Below are 21,897 nucleotides of genomic sequence, written 5' to 3' on the forward strand. Positions count from 1 at the left end.
GTGGTTGTGCGGCGTCGCCGTTTCTCCAGGTGGTCCCTAGGGTGTTACTGAAACCTTGAGCTCTCGACCGAGAGGCGCTACTTTCTTAACCAAGCGATTGCTTGTTTACGAAGGGCGTAACTCATGACCGTTTTTCCCGAATGGGGAACCCTCCCGCAGATGCTCCGTCGGCGCGCGTACCAGGATCCCGACCATGTGGCCGTCATTGATGGCGAGCACGTCCTCGACCTTGCAGAACTGCGCACGCAGGCTTCGAAGATTGCCCGCGCGCTCATCTCTCGCGGTATCGAGTCCGGCGACCGGGTTGCCGTGTGGGCACCGAACTGCTGGCAGTGGGTAGCCGCAGCCTTCGGCATCTGGGACTGTGGGGCGATCATCGTTCCATTGAGTACCCGAGCAAAAGGCATCGAGACGACGGAAGTTCTCGAGCGTACTGGATGTCGCGCACTGGTGATGACAGACAGCTTTCTCGGCACCGACTATTTAGGACAGTTGTCCACTGCCGCAGGCGAGCCCGGAAACGGGGTTCCATTCTCCCGGCTCCCCCACCTGAGCACTGTGGTTCTCTTGAGCGGACGCCCGTCACTTCCGGGAGCATTCACCTGGGACGACTTCTTGGATCTGCACCGCACCGTCGACCTGGACGTCGCCGAAGCACGCGCGCTCGCCGTGGACCCTGAAGACATCTTCGAGATCTTGATGACCTCCGGAACCACGGGGCAACCCAAAGGCGTGACGTTGTGCGGCAATCAGATCCTTCGCGCGTACTGGGACTGGGCAGAGATCTGTGGGCTCGGAGCCGGAGACCGACTCCCGGTTGTCAGCCCCTTTGCACACGGATTCGGAATCAACGCCGGAATCATCGCCTGTGTCGAACGGCTGGCAACGATCGTTCCAATCGCGGTCTTCGATCCTGACAAGGCACTCGATATGGTCGAAGAGCTACAGCTCACTGTGCTTGCCGGCCCACCGAATCTTTTCGCCAAGATCCTCTCGGACCCTACGCTGACAGAACGCGACATCTCCTCGCTTCGATGGGCCGTTGTCGGCGCCGCCAGCGTCCCCGACGAGTTGGTGGTGTCCATGCAAGATCGCCTCGGTTTCGAACGTGTCACCAACGCATACGGATTGATCGAGGGATCCGTCGTGACCATGACACGAGCAGGAGATCCTCCGGAAGTCGTTGCAGCATCTGCCGGTCGTGTCGTATCAGGAATGGAAGTCCGCCTCGTCGACGCGGACGAAAATGTAGTGCCAACCGGTGAACGGGGTGAGATCCAGATCCGTGGATACGGTGTGATGAAGGGTTACTGGGACGCTCCACAGCTGACAGCAGATGCGTTTGCTCGAGGAGGTTGGTTCCGCACAGGCGATGTCGGCTCATTCGATGCTGACGGAAACCTTCGTATCGTGGGACGCACGAAGGAGATGCTCATCGTCGGCGGGTTCAATGCATATCCCGCAGAGATCGAGAGCCTCCTACTCCACCACGCCGATCTCGCACAAGCCGCCGCCATCGGCGTGCCCGATAACACACTCGGTGAAGTGGTTTGGGCATATGTAGTTCCTAAACCCGGTGCGACACCCACGGAGGAAGAGCTCATCGCATGGGCACGCGAGAACATGTCGAACTACAAGGCACCACGACGAATGTTCCTACTGGACGCGCTTCCCACCACCGCAAACGGAAAGATCGACAAGGCGCGACTCGAGCAGCACACCAGTGAGCTGGGAGTCCGAGTGCGATGACCTCGAGCGCCGGCACTAAGAACGAAACATCGGATTTTGCCCTAGCCGACTACATCGCTATCCAGAAACTGATCCACCGCTACGCGTATCTTATCGATTCGGGACAATTCGACGAAATGGGCGCGCTGTTCGATCGCGCCGATGTGTACATCGGAGGAGAACTCGCGGTGCGCAACGACGGTACGGCTGTCTCAAGGCTCTGGGAGAGCTATGTCCGCATGTATCCGAACGGTACGCCTCGTACCCACCACATCGCGACCAATGTATCCATCGAACCCGACGGTGTCGGAATCGCTCGCGCTCATTCCTACATCCTCGTCGTCCAGAACCCCACCGACGTCCCGCTCGTGCCCATCACAGCCGGCGACTACCTCGATCGGTTCGTCAAAGACGAAGGCGTTTGGTACTTCAGCGAACGCCGTGTCGGAAACGATCTTTTCGGTGACATGTCCCATCACCTCACCCACCCGATGCAAGTCAACCCGAATGCGGCACCGCAACGGTGGGACCTCGTCTGATGTTCGCCGGCGTCCAGATGTTCACATCCGCAGAGTCCATCACCCCCGCCGATCTGGCCGCTATGGCCGAAGAACATGGCTTCGAGTCGGTGTTCTTCCCGGATCACACACATGTCCCGGTCGGAGACACATCTTCCGATTATTCGGGCCATGACGTGCCGGAGTACTACCGGACGGTCCTGGATCCAATCGTAGCGATGACCGATGCCGCCCGGGCGACATCCACCATCAAGGTCGGTACAGCGATCTGTCTCATCACAGAACGCGATCCGATCATTCTTGCCAAGCAGATCGCATCCATCGATCAATTGTCATCCGGCCGAGTGATCCTCGGTGCCGGCGCGGGCTGGAACGACCAGGAAATGCGCAACCACGGGGCGGACCCGGCCAATCGGTTCGGACTGTTCCGCGAACGAATCGAAGCAATGACTGCGATTTGGAACCACGACGAGGCGTCCTTCCACGGCAAGCTCGTCAACTTCGATTCCTTGTGGTCCTGGCCCAAACCTGTGCAGCAGCCGCGGCCACCGGTGCTGATCGGCGGCAACGGCCCGAGCATTCTTCGACGTGTAGTCGCCTACGGTGACGGATGGATGCCGTTCCGTGACGGCACGAAGCAAGTCGACGACGACCTGTCCGGAGAACCAGAAGACTTCGAAGACTCACTTGCACACCGGATAGGTGAGTTACGGGTCCTGGCCAAGGATGCAGGACGCGGCGTACTGCCGGTGACGCTGTTCAACGCCTGTCCCCATCCCGCAGCACTCAACCGGTATCGGTCCATCGGGATCGATCGGGTCGTTTTCTGGCTACCTACCGCTGACCACGGCACGACACTTGCGACGGTGAAAGCACTCGCGCATCTGCTCGACTGTCTGCGTTGACGTACTCACGTCAACGGAAAGTGGCACGCTACGGACCGGCTAGTTGCTACCTCAATCATCGGAGGCTCTGCCGCCGCACAAATCTCTCGCGCACGGGAGCATCGAGTTCGAAAACGGCAACCTGACGGTGGGGCCAGAATCGACGGGACTTCTCCTACCGGGAGAGGCTTCCGCTGATCGACATGCGGATCCGGCACAGGCACCGCATCGAGCAAGGTCCTCGTGTAGGGGTGCAGCGGCGTATCGAACAGATCCATGGTCGGACCGATCTCGCACACCTTTCCGAGGTACATAACCATCACTCGGTCACTGATGACACGAACGACACTCAGGTCGTGCGAGACGAAGAGCATGGTCAGGTGATACTGCTCTTTGAGATCCTCGAGCAGGTTCACGATTTGTGCCTGCACGGACACGTCGAGGGCCGACACCGGTTCATCGCAGATGAGCACCTCAGGTTCCATCGCCAGGGCACGCGCGATACTGATCCGTTGACACTGACCTCCCGAGAACTCGCCAGGCAGACGCTCGCCTACGATCTCCACGTCGAGACCTACCGATTCCATGGCTCGCCGCACCCGTGCTGCCGCATCGGGCACTCGCCAGATGGACAGGCCTTCCCCGATGATGTCCCGGACCTTCCGGCGGGGATTCAACGCCGAGATCGGGTCCTGGAGTACCACTTGGAGTTTGCGGCGCACCCTTCTGAGCTCTCGTGGCGACATTGAAGACAGATCCTGTCCAGCGAATTGCACCGTACCTGCAGTGGAAGGGGCCAACTGGAGCACCGCTTTTGCCGTAGTCGACTTTCCGCATCCGGATTCACCGACGATACCGAGTGTCTCACCTCGGTGGACTCGAAAACTCACGCCGGCCACAACGGTCGTTGATCCTCCACGCCCGTCGGGGAACGCCACTTCGAGATCTTTGACGTCGAGCACGACCTCGTCGGCGGCTCGATCGGATTTCACAAACGTGGTCACCGGAAGATTCCTTCCTTTATGTCCGTACCGTCCACCGGGTTATGACAGGCATAGCGATGGGTTTCGCCGCTGGGGCGAAAATCAGGCTCTCGAAGACAGTCGTCTGTCGCGTGCGAGCACCGCGGTGCAAAACGGCATCCTGGCGGTAGGGACAGTGGGTCCGGCGGACGACCACTGATCGAGAACAGTCGGGCGTGCGGCACGGCATCCACCCGGGGAGTCGATCGAAACAGGGCGGACGTGTATCGGTGCCTCATTCCCCCGAACAGGGAGCGAGTCGAGGCCGATTCGACGATTCGCCCCGAGTACATGACCGATACCTCATCGGCATGTTCGGCAACGACGCCGAGATCATGGGTGATGAGAATCAACCCCATCCCCCGCTCGCGGCGAAGTTCGTCGAGCAGCTCGAGTATCTGGCGTTGCACCGTCACATCAAGGGCGGTAGTCGGCTCGTCCGCTATCAGAAGATCAGGCTTACATCCGATCGCCATCGCAATCATCACACGTTGTCGCATTCCCCCCGACAGCTCGTGTGGGTACTGATGGAGGCGCCGTTCGGGATCGGAAAGACCGACCTGTTCCAACAGATCCGCCGCCCTACGCCACGCGTCACGCTTGCTCAGGCCGAGGTGAAACCGTTGCGGATCAGCGATTTGGGCCCCGATCTTCCGTACAGGATTCAGCGCCGTCATCGGATCCTGGAACACCATGGCGATCCGTGGCCCCCAGAAGTGCTTCTTCTCCACTGGAGTGAGAGTCGCGAGATCTCGACCGTCGAAATACACACTCGAGCCGGATCCCACAGAAGCATTGCGGGGCAGCAGGTTCATGATCGTTCGAACGAGTACGGACTTGCCCGAACCGGATTCGCCCACAATTCCGTGTGAACGGCCTCGATCGACCATGAATGACACCCCGTCCACCACACTCGATGGCCCCCGTGGCGTATCGAACGTCGTGGTCAGATTTCGAACTTCCAAAAGCGGATTGTGCATGGTAGCTCTCTTCGCTTGTCGAGATGCCTAGTGCTTACGTGGCCGAGGATCCCACTTCTGTTGTGCCCAATCACCTATCTGGTTCAAGGCCAGCACGGTGAAGAAGAGAACTGCGCCTGGCACGAAAACCAAGTGGGGATGATTCGACAGCTCGGTCTGGCCCGCTGCGATCATGTTTCCCCAAGTAGGTTCGGGACGTTGGATGCTCAGCCCCAGGAAGCTGAGCGACGACTCCGCGACGATCAGCACCGCAACCACGACGAAAGCATAGGCAACAGTCGAGGCGACGACGTTGGGCAGGAGCTCGCGCGCGAGGATACGAGGGGACCCTGCGCCCAGCGCCTTCGCTGCCATGACGAAGTTCCTCTGTGAGTACGACATCGTATTGGCACGGGCCAACCGAAAGAACGTAGGGACTGCCAGAACGCCTAACGTCAAGGTGACATTCCGTACGCTCGGCTGAACCACAGATGACAGCGCAAGCAACAGAATCAACGGTGGAAAAGCCAGAAGCGAATCGTTGAGGAAGTTCAAGATCGCATCGACCCTTCGCCGGTGATACCCCGCGAGTAGTCCGAGGCTTCCCCCGACAATGACTCCGATCAACACCGCACCGAACCCTACGATCAGCGATGTGCGGGCCCCGTATATTACTCCGCTGAGGATGTCCAGGCCTTGCCGATCCGTGCCGAACGGGTGCGCGGAGAAAAGGTCCGGAGAGGCCAGGATCGGTGCAGACAGTGTCGCCGATGGATTGCGGCCCTCTGATAGCGGCAGGAAGTCGACGACGAGGACGGCGACCAGCTCGACGGTCATCCAAACGATACTGAGCCAAAGACCGAGAGCTCGCGCGCTCTTCGCACCGCGGTATCGGCCGCGCCCGGCGCGCGCCGTCGGTGACGAGGAGCGACCTTCCGCAGCTGCGACGGAACCACCGTCGACTGGTTCTTCGACCTGTTCAGACACTGACATGACGAGTCCTCGGATCAAGGTAGAGATAGGAAAGATCGACCAGGGCATTCACAAGCACATAGAGCGCCGCCACCGTCAACACGGCGGCTTGCAGAACCATGAATTCCTTTTTCGACACGCTTTCGACTATCAAGGTGCCCATACCGGGCAGACGGAAGATCGTTTCCACGATCACCGTTCCTCCGAGGAGTCGTCCGAAGCTGATACCCGCAATGGTCACCAATGAGAACGTCGACGGTCGCAAGGCTTGTTTCACCAGGATGTGACGACGCGGCATGCCTTGCGCGCGGGCGGCCAGGACGAAATCCTCGTTCAAGGTGGTCACCATGTCACTTCGAAGGACGCGTGTGAGTTGCGCGCTCTCGGTCAATCCGAGCACGAGTACCGGCAGAGCGACAGTACGGAGGTTCTCGACGAGCGTGCCGTCGCCGATACGCACGAAGCCCTGGCGTGGGAACTGTGGAAAAAGTGAGACCAGAATTAGGCCTACAACCAGGATCCCGATCGCGATCAGCACCATGTTTCTACGCTCACGTGCCGTCCTCGACTCGGCGCTGCGCAGCGCTGCGACCAAAAAGACGGCTGCGGACAGAACCGCTGCCGCCGCGATCGAGATCCTGACTGTGTCCGGCCTGAAGACCACCACGTAGATGACAATGAGCGCAAGTAGAAAGCTCGGAACGGAGATCAGGCCGAACGAGATCGTGGACGCGACTTTGTCGAAAGCGCGATCATAGCGGTAAGCCGACCACGTACCGACCGGAAGTGAGATTGCCAGGGCTACAGCCACAGACAAGACCGCAATCTCCAACGTCACCGGCAATCGATTGGCGATGAGCTCTGTTACATCCTGGATCGGCGGTACGAGGGTGTGCCCCAAATCTCCGTGCCGGAGACCTCCCAGCCAGTCGAGATACCGAACCAGCCACGGTTTGTCGAGTCCGAGTTCCTCGCGGACAGCTGCGTATTGCTCCGGCGTTCCTTCCGCACCCACTACCGCTACTGCTGGATCGCCCGGTACCAATTCCACGAGGAAGGCCGTTGCAAGGCTCACGAGCACGAGGACTGGAACGACACGACCGAATACAGCAGCGATTCTGCGTGTTGTCATCGCGTATCCTTTTCCCTCATTTGATCAGGCCCCTGCAACGAACGCCTTGTCGTAGCGAAGGACACTCCCTCTGGTCACGAGCAACCCGCCGATCTGGATCGAGTGGATGTTGTCCTCCTCATACGCTGCGATATTGGCGATCACGGGAGACTCGTCGAAGATCTGCTGCATCTGGGCGACGATCTCCTTCTTCTCATCCACCGAAGAAGCAGTTCGTAGGTCGGCCAGTGCTTCGTCCATTCGTGTGTCCGAGTATCCGTAGTAGTTCGACATACTCTGGCTGTTCAACTGCCGGTTCATCAACGCCCACATGCCCTCGTCCGTGTAGTTCGGACCCCATATGACCAAGTCGTAGTCCCTGTCCGACGCAACCGTGCCGAGAACCTCGGTCAGGGACTTGTCGGTGTCGAGTTCGACGTCGAATCCCACGCTTTCGAGAACCGCTTCGACAGCGATCGCTTCGTTGATTCGAATGGGACTGTTGTCTGCCAGGAGACGAAGGGAGCCATCCCATCCCGATTCCTTTGCCTCTACGACCAACTTCCTGGCCAGTTCCGGGTCGTACGCCGGCCCTTGTACACCCGAATAAAGACCCGGTGTGTTCTCGTGGATGAGTGCCGAGGTTGCAAGCGCCGTCCCGTTGAAGACTCGCGCGTTGATCGCATCCGGGTCGATCGCAGCAACAATCGCCCTACGCAATCGGTTGTCCGAAGTCGGCCGTCCGGGCGCAGAGTTCATCACGACACCTTCACCGTAGTTGTACAGCGTGGGCAACGTACCGAACCCTTCTTCGCGTGCTTGGGCAATCGCCGGCGGCTCACGTAGCAATGCCACGTCCACTTCACCTGTCCTGAGCGCATCCAGAGTCGATTCGGCACCTTGGATACTGATGAACCGAAGCGTCTCGATGCAGACCGGCCCGCCCCAATAGTCTGCCTTGGCAGACATCACGATCTCCTCGCCCGGCGCGTACTTGATGAGTTCGTACGGTCCGACGCCGGCGCCCTGCGGATTCAGAGCGAACTGTTCGGCACCGAGTTCAGCCACTACGCGCGGATTCGTCACCATGCCGATGTCCGTCGCCAGGACGTGCGGAAAGTCCGGATATGGACCGTCAAGGGTGAACTGTACGGTCAGAGGATCGAGAACCTCCATGGAGACAATGGTTTGCGCCTCTCCCCTCGAGACTTGAGTGTTCTGCGGCGACTGATGTCTTTCCACACTCTGCTTGACGTCCTCGGCACTGAGCGGGTCACCGTTGCCGTATCGGACCCCGTCACGCAGAGTGACTGTCCAGACGCTGAAATCATCATTGGGCGAAAGAGACTCGGCCACGTGCGGTTCATAGGACTGCGATTCGACGTTATACGTGACCAGCGTGTCGAACAACGCCCTGGATCTCAGTGCCCCCGCTTCCTGCGGCACCGGGCTGACCGACCGGATCGAGTCCACGCGGAGCCAGAAGCGTTGCATGAGTGACAGACCCCCCGATCCTGTCGGTTGTACACGTACCGTCGGCCACTTCCGTGCTGCTTCCGCCTGCACTGGCACACCCCGCGACCGTCCCGAGCATGGCTGCAACCGCCACAACAACCGACTTTCGGAGTCTCATGCATGTTCTCCTTGTGTTCGAGTACGGCCTACGACCGCACGGATTCCTCCGCTGACCGCCGTCACTCCCCGGCTCTATGCCCAACGACGTGTCATGTGTTCAGACCTGGTCAGTCGTGGCTGGTGGCCGGGACGAGTTGTCCCTAGGGATGTGCGGGATTCTTGGCCCCGGATGAAATAGTTACTGAGCGTGCACTTGCTCGACCATATTATGACCTAAGTCACTGATGTCAAGATTGCGAGTTCTCGTGACGTTCAGCGTGACTCGACCTCGAGCGATGACTCGCTGACGGGCACTCCCCGGTAACCCACGCCAGCACGCACTGCTCGCCGGACGTGTGCTGGCAGCACGGCCGATCAAGTTGCCAATTTGAGCATGCGCTTGGTTAAATACAGGATAGTCTCAGGATGTTCGCCCGTGGGTGATGGTCACCCTGAAACGCTCCCGCGGAAGGAGGGCAACGAGGTACACATCTCCGATACGCACGCCGGCGAATGAGCAATGCCGGGGTTGACTGGGCGCTTGTCATACCTGTCTCACCGAACGGGTTACGACGCTGTCATTGGGTACGTGTCAGCCCAGGACGATCGGCGTCTCGCCTACACAGCGCTGAGGGGTGGTTATGCCCCTCCCCTCGGAGCGGACTTCAAGAACGACTTCCTCGGACAGACTTCTTTCCTCAGGGCCGAGCGAGGCATTGCGCAGCTCGCTCGGAGACGGCCGACCATTTGACAGTGACTACTGTCAGTAAAGTGACCTTATCGAGGCCCGTACTGTTCTGCCACTACAAGACGCAGGCACGCAACGGTACTGCCGACAGGCCAGGGGTTCCGAAACGGTAATCGAGCGTTCCGTTTTCTGGGTCTTCCGGATGACGTCGCCATCGACACAAACCGGGGACAGCCGGAAGCGGAGCGACTACGACGCCCGGTCACGTTTGTGACCACGCCATCGAACTCGAGGTGTACCGCACAGGAGCCTTCGTGCGCACTTTGGGGGAGGACTGAGGGAGGCATCGATCACGGATCGCCATCCACATGGTTTTCGAACTCGGCATCAACCGGCGGAGCTGGGCGCTGCCTCTCGTACAGCCCTGTGGTAGTGAATCCTCCGTGGGATTCGCACCGTCCGCCTCGGCGGATCCCGGATTAACTACGTTCCGTAGACCGGCGTCGGCGGCTGCGACGCTGCGATCAGCTTCTCGACGACGGGACCGAGTTCCTTCGGATCCCAGCGATCGCCCTTGTCGATCGCCTCACCGTGGCGCCATCCGTCGGCCAGCGACACCTTGCCGCCCTCGGCCTCGAACACGCGACCGGTCACGTCCTTCGCTTCGGCACTGCCGAGCCACACGACCAGCGGCGAGACGTTCTCCGGCGCCATGGCGTCGAAACCCTCTTCGGGTGCGGCCATCATCTCGGCCATCGCGCCACCGGCCCCGACGGTCATGCGGGTGCGTGCCGAGGGCGCGATCGCGTTGACGGTCACCCCGTAGCGGCCGAATTCGGCTGCGGCCTGGATCGTGAGCGTCGCGATACCGGCCTTGGCGGCGGCGTAGTTGCCCTGGCCGATGCTGCCCATCAGGCCGGCACCCGAGCTCGTGTTGATGATGCGGGCGTCGACCGGGTTGCCGGCCTTGGACTCGGCGCGCCAGTAGGTCATGGCGTGACGCATCGGCGCGAAGTGCCCCTTGAGGTGCACGCGGATGACGGCGTCCCACTCCTCCTCGCTCATGTTGGCGAGCATGCGGTCGCGCAGGAATCCGGCGTTGTTGACGAGCACGTCGAGCCGGCCGAAGTTGTCGAGGGCGGTCCTGACGAGGTTCTCGGCACCGGCCCAGTCGGCGACGTCGTCACCGTTGACGACGGCCTCTCCCCCGGCCGCACGGATCTCCTCGACGACCAGCTCACCGGGGCTCTCCCCCGTGGCGGTTCCGTCACTGCCGACACCGATGTCGTTGACGACGACCTTCGCACCCTCCGCGGCGAAGGCGAGGGCGTGGGCGCGACCCAGTCCTCGCCCGGCGCCGGTCACGATGACGACGCGCCCGTCCAGCAGTCCACTCACTTCGTCTCCTTCGTTTCGGCCGCTGCCATGTAGGCAGGGCGTTCACCGCCGCCGTGGACGGTCAATGTCGATCCGCTGACGTAGGCCGACAGCGGAGAGGCCAGGAATGCGGCGCAGTGGCCGATATCTTCGGGCTGGGCCAGCCGTCCCAGCGGAACGGTCTCGCCGACTGCGGCGACGCCGGCCTTGTCTCCGTAGAACAGGTGCGACTGTTCGGTTTCGACCAGGCCGACCACCACCGAGTTCACCCGTACCTTCGGGGCCCACTCGACGGCGAGAGACTGGGCGAGGCTGTCGACGCCCGCCTTGGCCGCACCGTAGGCCGCGGTGCCCGGCGATGGGCGCGACCCGCTCACGCTCGAGATGTTGACGATCGAGCCGCCGGTGTCCTGCTTCTGCATCACCGCGTTGGCGGCCTGCGCGACCAGCAGCGGGGACAGCAGATTCAGTTCCACGATCTTGGCGTGGAACTTCGGGCTGGCATCGGCCGCCAGCGCGTACGGCGACCCGCCGGCATTGTTCACCACGGCGTCGAGCCGGCCGTGGCGGTCGACGATGGTCTCGATCAGCGCGGCGACCTGATCGGCGTCGCGGACGTCGCACGTCAGGAACTCCGCGTTCCGCCCGTCCACCTCGAGAGGCTGTTCGGGCTCGTTGCGAGCGCACGTCACGACGGTCGCACCGGCACGCAGGAACACCCTGGTGATGCCTGCACCGACTCCCCGTATTCCCCCGGTGACGAGCACGACCGCGCCGTCGAGTCCCAGATCCATTCGCTGCCTCCACGTCGTTCACCCCGCGGGATGCGCGGGTCTCACGTCGACAACTTACCAAGCAATCGCTTGGTTTGGTACCGGCTCCCCCTCACCCCGTCACTGCTCCTGCTCAGTGGGAATCAGGGGAACTTGCTTGTCGGCCCCACTTAGCGTGACGACGAACGCGCGCGTCGAAGAGGAGTGACTGGGCCATGCAGACCGTCGAGCAGGATTACGAGAAGTACGTCGGGCAGGTGGCCGAACCACCCCGCGTGGCCCGGTACGCCGTCAACGACGCCATGATCCGCAACTGGGTCGAGGCCCACGACGACTTCAACCCGATCTACGTCGACGCCGAGGCCGCGCGCGAGACCGGACGCGACTCCGTCGTGTGCCCGCCCGCTATGATCTCCACCTGGATCATGGCCGGCTACCGCCGCTGGCGTGACGTGCAGCGCAAGCGCGCCGAGGGCGTCGTGGAGGACTTCGCATACTCCCGGATGCTCGCCGACCTCGATCGGGAGGGTTTCACCTCCGTCGTCGCGACGAACGTCGAGCAGGACTACCACCGCGAACTCGTCCCGGGCGACCACATCACCGCCCACTACACGATCGAGTCCGTATCCGAGGTCAAGCGAACAGGTCTCGGCGACGGCCGATTCTTCACGCTGTACAAGCGCTACGAGGACCAGAACGGCGAAGTCGTCGCCGAGGAACGCTTCCGGATGCTCCGGTTCAACCCGAACACCGACAAGGAGACGCGATGACCGCCGTCCCCCGGCTCACCATCACCCAGGACAACCAGTTCTGGTTCGACGCCGTCCGTGAGGGCCGACTCGAGATCCAGCAGTGCAGCGAGTGCGGCACTCTGCGCCATCCTCCGGGTCCGGCATGCCCCGCGTGCCGCTCGTTCGAATGGAAGACCGTCGAATCCTCACGGCGCGGAACGCTTCACAGCTGGACGGTCATTCACCACCCGCAGGATCCGGCCTTCGAGTACCCGCTCGCCGTCGGACTGATCGACCTCGACGAGGGGATCCGCATCGTCGCCGACATCGCGGGCGTCGACCACGACACCCTCGAGATCGGCATGGAACTCGAGGTGGGATTCGCCGAGCACGCACACGGCGAGATCCTGCCTCAGCTGCGCAAGCCCGGAGGAGAAGCATGAACCTCGCCGAATGCACTGTCGGACAGGAACTTCCCGAACTCGTCCTGCCTATGGATCGCACCACCATCGTGGCTACCGCGATCGCCTCGCAGGATTTCGAGGACGTGCACCACGACCCGGACGCCGCACTCGGTCGCGGCACACCGGACGTCTTCATGAGCATCAACGCCACGAACGGTTTCGTCGACCGGTACGTCACCGACTGGACCGGGCCGTCGGCGCGTGTACGCCGCGCGTCGCTGCGCCTGGGCGTGCCCTGCTTCCCCGGCGACCCCATGCACATGAACGGTGAGGTGACCGCCGTCGACGGCGCAGCCGTCACCCTGAAGGTGCAGGGCCGCAACAGCAGAGGCGTCCACGTCACTGCCGAGGTCGTGGTGGAGCCCTACGAGAGGAAGACACGATGACCGTCAAGGGCTTCTCCGGAGCCGCCGCCATCGCCGGCATCGGAGCCACCGAGTTCTCCAAGAACTCCGGCCGCAGCGAATGGCAACTCGCATGCGAGTCGGTCCTCGCCGCTCTCGAGGACGCACAGATCGGTGTCGAAGAGGTCGACGGCTTCGCGCTGTTCACCATGGAGACCAACCCCGAGATCGCCGTCGCCCGCGCGCTGGGCATCCCGGAACTGAAGTTCTTCAGCCGGATCCCTCACGGCGGCGGCGGTGCCTGCGCGCCCGTGCAGCAGGCCGCACTGGCCGTCTCGAGCGGTGTCGCCGACGTCGTGGTCGTCTACCGCGCCTTCAACGAGCGCTCGGGCCACCGGTTCGGTGCCGGCCCGCCGCCTTTCGCATACAACTCCAACACCGACCAGGAATACCGGAACTGGATCAACCCCTACGGTCTGCTCACTCCTGCTCAGCAAGAGGCCTTCCTGGCGCGCACCTACATGCACAAGTACGGGGCGACCAGCGCGGACTTCGGGCAGATCTCGGTGCTCTCGCGCAAGCATGCGGCGAACAATCCCAAGGCCTGGTTCTACGAGCGCCCCATCACCATCGACGACCACCAGAACTCCCGGATGCTCGCCGACCCGCTGCGCCTGCTGGACTGCTGCCAGGAGAGCGACGGCGGCCAGGCACTGGTCATCGTGAGTGCCGAACGCGCGCGAGATCTTCCGCATCCTCCGGCGATAATCACCGCCGCGGCGCAGGGCGTCGGCCCTCAGCAGATCTCGATGAGCAGCTACTACCGCGAGGACATCGACGCGATGCCCGAGGTCGAACTCGTCGCCCGGCAGATGTGGGCTCAGGCCGGCTTCGGTCCCGAGGGTATCGACGCCGCGATCCTGTACGACGCGTTCACCCCCATGGTCCTGCTCCAGCTCGAGGAGTACGGCTTCTGCGGGCGCGGTGAGGCCAAGGATTTCATCGCCGACGGCAACCTCGAAGTGGAGGGGCGGCTCCCGATCAACACCCACGGCGGTCAGCTCGGCGAGGGCTACATCCACGGCGTCAACGGCATCGCCGAAGGCGTCCGGCTCATCCGCGGCACCTCCGTGAACCAGCCGACGAAGACACTCGACAACGTGCTCGTCACGGGCGGATCGCCGGTGCCGCACAGCGCGATCGTTCTCTCGGCCGACCGTTAGGCCCGCAACCCGGGCCCCGACCACCTCTCAGGAGACCACATGCATCCCGAGCTGTCCGACAAGTCACGGCGGCTGCGCACCGAACTGCGGGAGTACTTCGCCCGCGTCATCGACGACGACGATCGACGTGCCCTGGTCGACCAGACCGAGGGTGGACCGGTCTTCGACAAGATCTACCGGCAGATGGGCACCGACGGCTGGCTCGGCCTGGGATGGCCCGAGGAGTACGGCGGACGCGGGGAGGACCCCGAGGCGCTCTACGCCTTCTACGACGAGACGATCCGTGCGGGCGCACCGGTCTCGCTGGTCACCCTCAACACCGTTGCGCCGGCACTGATGAAGTACGGCACGCAGGAACAGAAGGACTTCTTCCTTCCCAAGATCCTCACGGGTGAACTGAAGTTCGCGATCGGATACACCGAGCCCGGCGCCGGCACCGACCTCGCCGCACTTCAGACACGGGCGCGTATCGACGGCGACGAACTGGTCATCGACGGCAACAAGCTGTTCACCAGTTCGGCCATCTTCGCCGACTGGATCTGGCTCGCCGTGCGCACCGATCCGGATGCGCCCCGCCACAAGGGGATCTCGGTCGTGCTCGTGCCGACCTCGTCGCCGGGTTTCTCCGCCACCGAGATCCAGACGGTCGGCGGTATCAGCACGGCGGTGACCTACTACGAGGACATCCGCGTCCCGCTGAGCAACGTCGTCGGCGAACTCAACGGCGGTTGGACCCTGATCACGAGCCAGCTCAACCACGAGCGTGTCGCGCTGGCCGCCCGCGGGGGCATCGCCAACGAGATGTACGACGAGGTTCTCGCCTGGGCGAAGCAGGAGCCCTTCGGCCCCGGCGTGCTGTTCGACGTCCCGTGGGTGCGTTCGACGCTCGCGGAGGTCTACGCGCTGCTGTCGGCCGCCGACCTCGTGAACCTGCGCCTGGTGTCGGACATCGCGGCCAACACCCTCGACGGTGGCGACTCCGCCGCCGCGAAGGTGTTCGGAACCGAAGGCGTCGTCGCCGCGTACGGAATGTTGCAGGAGGTGCTCGGCGCCCGTGGTCTGCTGCGTCCCGGTAGCCGCGGCGCGGTGATCGAGGGCCGCGTCGAAGCGCTCGGCCGACGCGCGCAGAACAACACCTTCGGTGGTGGCAGCAACGAGGTGATGCGCGAGATCGTGGCGGCGAAGACCCTCGGAATGACCCTGGGCGCCCGCAGGCGCCCCGACGCGACGGCACAGGCTGCGGTGAAGACGCCGGCCGAGACGAGGAGCTGACATGGAATTCGAACTCGATGACGACCTGATCGCGGTCGAAGACCTCGCGTCGCAGGTCTTCGGTTCGCTGGCCAAGGTCGAGCGTGTGGTCGAGGTGGAGCGCAACGAGGGCGGTTTCGACGCCCCGCTGTGGCAGGCACTCGCCGACGCCGGCCTCCTCGGACTTGCTCTACCCGAGTCCGTCGGCGGCGCCGGCATGGGCATGCTCGGGCTCACGACGATCCTGCAGCAGCAAGGCCGTCGCGTCGCCCCCGTGCCGGTGTGGTCCACCATGGCAGGTGCGGCTCTTCCGCTCGCACAGTTCGGCACGGAAACCCAGGTCGAGCGTTACGTTCCCAAGCTCATCGACGGTTCCGTCGTCCTGACCGGCGCGTTCGACGACACTCCGGGCGCGAGCCCCACCGTGACAGCGATCCGCAAGGGTGACGATCTCGTCATCAGCGGCGAGATCCCGTCCGTTCCGTGGGCGCCCATCGTCGCCGGCGTCGTCGTCCCGGTGCGGTGCGACGACGACTCGGTCGCCGTGGTGGTCGCACCGGTGGATGCGACCGGTGTCGAGACCGTCCCGGTCGCTGTGACCGGACGCGGCGCCGAAGCGGCGGTGCGTTTCACGGACGTGCACATCGGAGCCGAGGACGTCCTGCCCGGCGACGGCGAGGAGATCGCGGCCTGGACCCGTCGTCGTATCCGCATCGCTCTGGCAGCCGTTCAGCTCGGGGTGTGCGAGGAGACGCTGCGGGCGACCGCCAAGTACACCTCCGAGCGCGTGCAGTTCGGCCGCCCGCTGTCGACGAATCAGGCTGTCGCATTGCGCGCGGCCGATGCCTACCTCGACACCGAAGCGATCCGACTCACGGTGCGGAAGGCCGCGTGGTTGATCGACGTCGGACGCGAGGACGAAGCCGACTCCGCGGCCCTGGTCGCCAAGTGGTGGGCGTCCCGCGGCGGTGTGCGAGTGGGCTTGACCGGCCAGCACCTGCACGGCGGCATCGGCGCCGACATCGACTACCCCATCCACCGCTACTTCCTGTGGGGACGGCAGCTTGCGTTCACCTTCGGCGGCGCCGACGCGACGGCAGCCGCCCTCGGGGACGTCCTGGACACCGCACCCCCGATCGGTGCGGCCGGATAGCCTTCTCGCACCGATGACGTGAGTCCTTCTCCGCAGACCGCGGAGGGGGACTCGCGTCGTTTCCGGTGCCCTACTCCGACAGGTGCGCGAGCAGCAGGTCGCAGCTGCTCCGCACATCGGCCTCGGTCTCCTCGAGGGTCGCTCCGCCGTTGAGATAGGTCACCAGCAGTCCGGACCACAACATCGACAACAGCCGCACGGCGTTGCGATCCTCCTCTGTCGGCTCGTCGAGGCCTGCCCTCTCGAAAAGGATCCGGTGGAACGTCCGCCTCACCTCGGTGGAGTCCGGCACCACCGAGGCCGGGGCGGTGCTGTTGGACAGCAACATCGCGGAGGCCAGGCGCGGTCGGTCGACGAACCGGCGGGTCATCTCGACGAGCGTCTCGGTGATCGCCTCGCGCGCACTCGTCCCCGGTTTCCGCTCGGGCAACCGGTCGGCGCCGAGCTCGAGCCGGTGGAGCAGCAACGCCACGAACAGGTGCGTCTTCGACGGAAAGTATCGGTACAGGGTGCCGATCGCGACCCCGGCGTTCTTCGCCACCTCGGTCATCTGCACGCGGGCCAATTCGTGCTCGGACCCCAGCTGCGCTGCGGCCTCGAGGATCCGCACATGTCGTCGCCGTTGTTCGACCGAGGTCGGCTCGGCTCCGTCCCGCGCCTTACCGATTCTGGGCACCGGTCCCCCTTTCCACAATGACGACCCGTCGATTCTGCACCGAACCGCCCGGCAGATTGTCGCATCGCGGATCGCCCACGGTCCCGAACGGTGGGAGCACGGGCACCGGACGTCGTGCTGGGACGGCATCGGATCCGAGCGTCCACTGAGCGAGAAGCCGGTCCGTCCCGACCTTCTCGGGCCATAACGTCGGAGCCGGAGAAGGACGGTCGGAGTCGACCTCCACGATCGAATCGGAGTGAGCCACATGCAGACCCGGATACCGACCCGCGACACCGACCACAGGATCGAACTGCCGGGCCCCGACGAGATGCGACGTGCCATGGGGCGGTTCGCGAGCGGCGTCACCGTCGTGACCGGTCTCGACGAGGACGGGCCTACCGGCTTCGCGTGCCAGTCGTTCGCGTCGGTCTCGCTCGAACCGCCCCTCGTGTTGTTCTGCGCGGATCACCGCGGGCGCGCTTGGCCGCGGATCCGCCGCGCCGGCCGGTTCACCGTCAACGTGCTCGGTGCCGACCAGAGCGATCTGTGCGCGCGTTTCGGGTCGAGCCGCGGCCCGAAGTTCGACGGTCTCCACTGGGAATTGTCTCGCTGGGACACTCCGTCGCTGCCGGATGTCCTGCTGCGGGTGCACGCATCGGTGGAGGACGTGCACGTCGCGGGTGATCACGACGTCGTCATCGGCCGGGTCGCCGAACTCGAGTGCCTCGCCGACGACGGTCCGATGGTGTTCTACCGCGGCGGGTTCGATCTCGGACGCTGACGGGGAAGGTGTGCGTGCGGTGGACGGGCACCGCACGCACATCCCGTCGTCTACGAGGCGGCTGCGCGGATGCCGGCCCGCCGCCCGAAGAAGCTCCCGTCACCGAGGGAGATGCCGCTGCAGTAACCCCACGCCGACAGGCCCGACGTGCAGCGACCCGCGGCGTACAGACCGGGGATCGGTTCCCCGTCGACGTGCAGGACCTCCGAGTGGACCGAGGTCTGCAGCCCGCCCAGGGTGAAACCACCGGTCATGTTCCGCAGGTCGATCGCCGCGATCGGGGAACCGATCGGCCGCACCCACTCGGGCTTCTTCCCGAGTACCGGATCCGTCCCCTGCTCGGCGTGCTCGTTGTACAGCTCCACCGTCGCGGTCAGGGCTCCCGCGGGCAGTCCCATCTCGGATTCGAGTTCGGCGACAGCCTCACACACCCAGGTGGGCCGGTGCCGCAGCTGCGGACTCGAACTCGGCGTCGCCATCCCCTCCTCGTAGGCCTGTTCGTCGAGGACGAGGAACGCCTGGTTGTCGTTCTGGTACATGGTGAGCTGACCGACGCGGCCGGGATAGGTGTCCTCGGCGACGTAACGCTGACCGCGACCGTTGACGAGGATGCCGCGCGCGATCAGTTGGGGATCGCAGAAGAAGGCGACCTCGCACGCGTCCATGTGCGCCAGACGCGCACCCAGCGCCTGTGCCATGAGGATGCCACGACCGTCGTGCTCCTCGACCGTGGCCGCGGGGCGCTGGTACAGCCGAGGCGCGTAGGCCTGCATCATCTCGTCGTTGTAGGCGAACGATCCGGTGGCCAGGACCACGCCGCGACGCGCTTTCACCGCGAGGGTGTCGCCGAAGCGCTGGGCGACGATCCCGACGACCCGTCCGGTGTCGTCGACGACGAGACGCTGGACGCGGATGTCGGACTCGACGCGCACGCCGAGGTCGGCGGCCTTGGCGATGAGAGTGGTCATGAGCACGTGGCCGGCACCCTGATCGCCGGTGCGCGGCATCGGCACCCGGGCGAGGTGACCACGCGGCGCCGGGTCGACGAGCGAGGAGAAGGGGGCGGCGTTCTCACCCCCACTGAACATCAGCGAGTCGTCCTCCGGGCACTCCCAGCCGGGCTGCGACCAGAAACCTTCCTTGTAGGGCACCCCGCACGCTTCGAGCCAGTCGAAGTGGTCGACGCTGCCCTCACAGTAGACGTCGAGTTTGGCCTCGTCGACACCCGGACCGAGAGCCGCGGCGAGGAAGGTCTTCATGTTCTCGGGGGTGTCGTCGAATCCGCAGGCCTTCTGCAGTCGCGTGCCACCACCGAGGTAGACGATGCCGCCCGACAACGCCGCCGCTCCCCCACCGCCCCCGGTGCGTTCGAGCACCAGCACGTCCGCGCCGCTCTCGGCGGCACCGATCGCGGCGGAGACACCGGCGATGCCGAAACCGGCTATGACAACGTCGGATTCGAGGTCCCAGATTCCGATGTCCCGGATGGACACAGGGCGGACGGGAGAATTGCTCATGGGGCTCCTTGTTCTCGAAATCAGATGAGGTTGTCCTCGACCGGGAGGCCGAACGCGTCCCGTCCGTACAGCGCATAGGCCCGCTCCGGTTCGTTCGCGACGTGGACGCTGCCGGCATGCGCGTCGCGCCACGCTCGTTCGACGACACCACCGAGGAACAATGACGTCCCGCCGGCGGTCTTGAACAGCAGATCGATCGCCTCGATCGCACGCTCGGTGGCGCGTACCTGATCCCGCCGGGTGCGCAGTCGCAGCTGCATCGGGATCTGCCTGCCCGCCTTCGCCAGCTCCCACAGTTCACGGATGTTGCGGTCGAGTTGCAGTGTCGCGGCGTCGATGTCCGACGCGGCGCGCCCCACGGCGACCTGCGCGAAGGGATCGTCCACGAACCGTCCCCCGCCCAGGCTCAGCCGCACCCGTTCGCGCATCGAGGACAGATACTCCTCGTAGCATCCCGCGACGACGCCGACGACGGGGACGGCGACGCTCGTGGTGAACAGCGCGGCGAACGGAAGCCGGTAGAGCGGACCGGTGTTCACCTTCCGGCCCGGCCCTCGCAGTTGCGACGTCTCGTAGTTGCTCTTCACACGGTGGTCGGGCACGAAGACGTCGTCGACGACGATCTCGTCGCTGCTCGTCCCGCGCATCCCCACGACGTTCCAGACGTCACGGATCGTGTAGTCGCTGCGTTGCACGAGCACCGTGACGAAATCGACCGGCCTGCCCTCCGATCCGACCACCACCGCACCGAGCAACGCCCACGACGCGAACCGGCAACCGGACGAGAACATCCACGTCCCCGACAAGCGGTAACCGTCGCCGACGGGGATCAGACGACCCACGGGGGCGTACGCCGACGAGACGAGCGTCGAATCGTCCTCGCCCCAGACCTCGCGCTGCGCCCGGTCGTCGAACAGGGCCAGGTGCCAGGGGTGGACGCCGACGACGGACGCGATCCACCCCGTCGAACCGCAGGCCGCCGAGATCGTCCGCACGACCTCGAAGAAGCGTGCCGGTTCGGTCTCGAACCCGCCGTACCGGCGTGGCTGCAGCATGCGGAACACACCGGCGGCGACGAGTTCTCGGACCGTCTCGTCGGGGACGCGGCCGAGCCTGTCGGTATCCGCTGCGCGAGCGGCGATTCCGGGGATCAGGCTCCGGACCGCATCCAGGACGTCGTCGGCGGCCATCGGACGGACGAGGTCAGCCTGCCGGCGGCGAGAACGCCGCGAGGGGCTCGGAACCCGACCAGTCGTGACCCCAGTAGCTGTCGGCCGTGATCTCCTCCGCGGTGTAGAAGGTCTCGTCGACGAGCATGCCCTCGGTACCGAACTCGATGTCCCAGCCTCCGGGAGCCCGGACGTAGAAAGAGACCATCTTGTCGTTGGTGTGCCGGCCCAGGGTCGACGAGATCGAGAAGCCCAACTTGTTCACCCGGTCCAGGGCCTGACCGACCGCGTCGAGCGTCTCGACCTCGAGCATCAGGTGCACGAGACCGGGTTCGGCGGTGGGGGGAGCCGGGCACAACGCGAGGCTGTGGTGGCGGCGGTTGATGCCCAGGAACCGCACGCGTCGCACGGGCGGCGGTGCCGACAGGCCACCGAGCCGCGTCGCTCCGCGCGGCAGGAATCCGAGTACCTCGGTGTAGAACTCGTAGGACTCCGCGAACGCGGCGGTGGGCAGGACGACGTGGCCGAGTCCCTCCTCACCGGTGTGGAAGACACCGGCGAACGGCGTCACGAGGGGGCTGTGGTCGAGCACCGGACCGAAGAACACCTCGGTGCGGGTGCCGCCCGGATCGTCGAATGCGATGACCTGCTCGGCGTCGCGATAGGTCGACTCCTCCTCGGAGAGGACCTCGACGGCGATGCCGGCCTTCTCGACCGCTTCGCGCACGCTACGCAGCGCGAACTCGTCGCGCACCTCCCAGCCCACGGCGAGTGCCTTGTCGACCTCACCGGGCAGCACGATCAGGCGTGCCCGCCGCTCGTCGACACGCAGGTACAGGCCGTCGGGTTCCGGGCCGGTACCGATCGCCATGCCGAGTCCGTCGACGACGAGTTCGCGCCATCGTGCGATGTCTGTGGTCTGGATCCTGAGATAACCCAGGCCCCGAATATCCGTCATAT

General features: G+C 64.3%; 21 protein-coding genes. 10 read left to right on the forward strand and 11 right to left on the reverse strand.

Going from position 1 to position 21,897, the window contains the following annotated elements; translation table 11 throughout:
* The first annotated feature begins 159 nt into the window (after nt 1-159).
* The 3 genes from ACLBYD_RS21705 to ACLBYD_RS21715 are packed head-to-tail and all read left to right on the forward strand — an operon-like array spanning nt 160 to nt 3,151.
* Nucleotides 160-1,749, forward strand: a complete 1,590-nt coding sequence (locus ACLBYD_RS21705; RefSeq protein ID WP_447818126.1) for an AMP-binding protein — start codon at nt 160-162, stop codon at nt 1,747-1,749.
* Complete coding sequence (locus ACLBYD_RS21710; RefSeq protein ID WP_447818062.1) at nt 1,746-2,267, forward strand: nuclear transport factor 2 family protein; 522 nt, start codon at nt 1,746-1,748, stop codon at nt 2,265-2,267. The genes ACLBYD_RS21705 and ACLBYD_RS21710 overlap by 4 nt, the downstream gene beginning before the upstream one ends.
* Complete coding sequence (locus ACLBYD_RS21715) at nt 2,267-3,151, forward strand: LLM class F420-dependent oxidoreductase (protein WP_447818063.1); 885 nt, start codon at nt 2,267-2,269, stop codon at nt 3,149-3,151. The genes ACLBYD_RS21710 and ACLBYD_RS21715 overlap by 1 nt, the downstream gene beginning before the upstream one ends.
* 5 nt (nt 3,152-3,156) lie before the next feature.
* Here ACLBYD_RS21715 and ACLBYD_RS21720 read toward each other — a convergent pair whose 3' ends face one another.
* The 7 genes from ACLBYD_RS21720 to ACLBYD_RS21750 all read right to left on the reverse strand — a co-directional run bounded on the left by ACLBYD_RS21720 (nt 3,157) and on the right by ACLBYD_RS21750 (nt 11,667).
* Complete coding sequence (locus tag ACLBYD_RS21720; RefSeq protein ID WP_447818064.1) at nt 3,157-4,134, reverse strand: ABC transporter ATP-binding protein; 978 nt, start codon at nt 4,132-4,134, stop codon at nt 3,157-3,159.
* Entirely contained in the window at nt 4,131-5,132 is a 1,002-nt protein-coding gene (locus ACLBYD_RS21725; RefSeq protein WP_447818066.1) for an ABC transporter ATP-binding protein, read from the reverse strand. The genes ACLBYD_RS21720 and ACLBYD_RS21725 overlap by 4 nt, the downstream gene beginning before the upstream one ends.
* A gap of 27 nt (nt 5,133-5,159) precedes the next feature.
* Complete coding sequence (locus tag ACLBYD_RS21730) at nt 5,160-5,948, reverse strand: ABC transporter permease (protein ID WP_447818068.1); 789 nt, start codon at nt 5,946-5,948, stop codon at nt 5,160-5,162.
* 142 nt (nt 5,949-6,090) lie between these two features.
* Nucleotides 6,091-7,215 carry an ABC transporter permease gene (locus ACLBYD_RS21735; protein WP_447818069.1) on the reverse strand — a complete coding sequence of 375 codons (1,125 nt, stop codon included), beginning with the start codon at nt 7,213-7,215 and terminating at the stop codon, nt 6,091-6,093.
* A gap of 24 nt (nt 7,216-7,239) precedes the next feature.
* Entirely contained in the window at nt 7,240-8,688 is a 1,449-nt protein-coding gene (locus ACLBYD_RS21740) for an ABC transporter substrate-binding protein (RefSeq protein ID WP_447818070.1), read from the reverse strand.
* A 1,291-nt stretch (nt 8,689-9,979) separates the two neighbouring features.
* The gene (locus tag ACLBYD_RS21745; protein ID WP_447818071.1) at nt 9,980-10,894 is read right to left on the reverse strand and encodes an SDR family oxidoreductase; all 915 of its coding nucleotides are present in this window, start codon (nt 10,892-10,894) and stop codon (nt 9,980-9,982) included.
* Complete coding sequence (locus ACLBYD_RS21750; protein ID WP_447818072.1) at nt 10,891-11,667, reverse strand: SDR family oxidoreductase; 777 nt, start codon at nt 11,665-11,667, stop codon at nt 10,891-10,893. Before ACLBYD_RS21750 ends, ACLBYD_RS21745 begins: the two co-directional genes overlap by 4 nt.
* Before the next feature lie 194 nt (nt 11,668-11,861).
* Between ACLBYD_RS21750 and ACLBYD_RS21755 the strand changes: the two genes are divergently transcribed.
* The 6 genes from ACLBYD_RS21755 to ACLBYD_RS21780 are packed head-to-tail and all read left to right on the forward strand — an operon-like array spanning nt 11,862 to nt 16,812.
* On the forward strand, nt 11,862-12,416 hold the full coding sequence (locus ACLBYD_RS21755; protein ID WP_024102933.1) for an FAS1-like dehydratase domain-containing protein: 555 nt from the start codon (nt 11,862-11,864) through the stop codon (nt 12,414-12,416).
* Nucleotides 12,413-12,820, forward strand: coding sequence for a Zn-ribbon domain-containing OB-fold protein (locus ACLBYD_RS21760; RefSeq protein WP_241386749.1), 408 nt, complete (start codon nt 12,413-12,415; stop codon nt 12,818-12,820). Before ACLBYD_RS21755 ends, ACLBYD_RS21760 begins: the two co-directional genes overlap by 4 nt.
* Entirely contained in the window at nt 12,817-13,227 is a 411-nt protein-coding gene (locus tag ACLBYD_RS21765; protein ID WP_447818074.1) for an acyl dehydratase, read from the forward strand. Before ACLBYD_RS21760 ends, ACLBYD_RS21765 begins: the two co-directional genes overlap by 4 nt.
* A complete protein-coding gene (locus ACLBYD_RS21770; protein WP_447818075.1) occupies nt 13,224-14,408 on the forward strand; it encodes a lipid-transfer protein in 1,185 nt (394 codons plus the stop codon). Before ACLBYD_RS21765 ends, ACLBYD_RS21770 begins: the two co-directional genes overlap by 4 nt.
* A gap of 39 nt (nt 14,409-14,447) precedes the next feature.
* Nucleotides 14,448-15,680 (forward strand): acyl-CoA dehydrogenase family protein, encoded by a 1,233-nt coding sequence (locus ACLBYD_RS21775; protein WP_447818076.1) that lies wholly within the window; start codon nt 14,448-14,450, stop codon nt 15,678-15,680.
* Nucleotide 15,681: 1 nt separating this feature from the next.
* Nucleotides 15,682-16,812: an acyl-CoA dehydrogenase family protein gene (locus tag ACLBYD_RS21780; RefSeq protein ID WP_447818077.1), complete on the forward strand. Its 1,131-nt coding sequence runs from the start codon at nt 15,682-15,684 to the stop codon at nt 16,810-16,812.
* A 70-nt stretch (nt 16,813-16,882) separates the two neighbouring features.
* Here the strand turns inward: ACLBYD_RS21780 and ACLBYD_RS21785 are convergent, their stop codons facing one another.
* A complete protein-coding gene (locus ACLBYD_RS21785) occupies nt 16,883-17,488 on the reverse strand; it encodes a TetR family transcriptional regulator (protein WP_447818078.1) in 606 nt (201 codons plus the stop codon).
* Between the two features lie 247 nt (nt 17,489-17,735).
* On the opposite strand from ACLBYD_RS21785, the gene ACLBYD_RS21790 reads away from it, so the two are divergent.
* Nucleotides 17,736-18,251 carry a flavin reductase family protein gene (locus ACLBYD_RS21790; protein ID WP_447818079.1) on the forward strand — a complete coding sequence of 172 codons (516 nt, stop codon included), beginning with the start codon at nt 17,736-17,738 and terminating at the stop codon, nt 18,249-18,251.
* A 50-nt stretch (nt 18,252-18,301) separates the two neighbouring features.
* Here the strand turns inward: ACLBYD_RS21790 and ACLBYD_RS21795 are convergent, their stop codons facing one another.
* Genes ACLBYD_RS21795 through ACLBYD_RS21805 form a run of 3 tightly spaced genes read right to left on the reverse strand, consistent with a single transcriptional unit; the run spans nt 18,302 to nt 21,895 of the window.
* Entirely contained in the window at nt 18,302-19,768 is a 1,467-nt protein-coding gene (locus tag ACLBYD_RS21795) for an FAD-dependent oxidoreductase (RefSeq protein ID WP_447818080.1), read from the reverse strand.
* A 20-nt stretch (nt 19,769-19,788) separates the two neighbouring features.
* Nucleotides 19,789-20,958 (reverse strand): 3-hydroxy-9,10-secoandrosta-1,3,5(10)-triene-9,17-dione monooxygenase oxygenase subunit, encoded by a 1,170-nt coding sequence (gene hsaA, locus ACLBYD_RS21800; protein WP_447818081.1) that lies wholly within the window; start codon nt 20,956-20,958, stop codon nt 19,789-19,791.
* 13 nt (nt 20,959-20,971) lie between these two features.
* Nucleotides 20,972-21,895, reverse strand: coding sequence for a VOC family protein (locus ACLBYD_RS21805; protein ID WP_447818082.1), 924 nt, complete (start codon nt 21,893-21,895; stop codon nt 20,972-20,974).
* Nucleotides 21,896-21,897: the final 2 nt, after the last annotated feature.

The organism is Rhodococcus sp. C26F, from assembly GCF_053345925.1.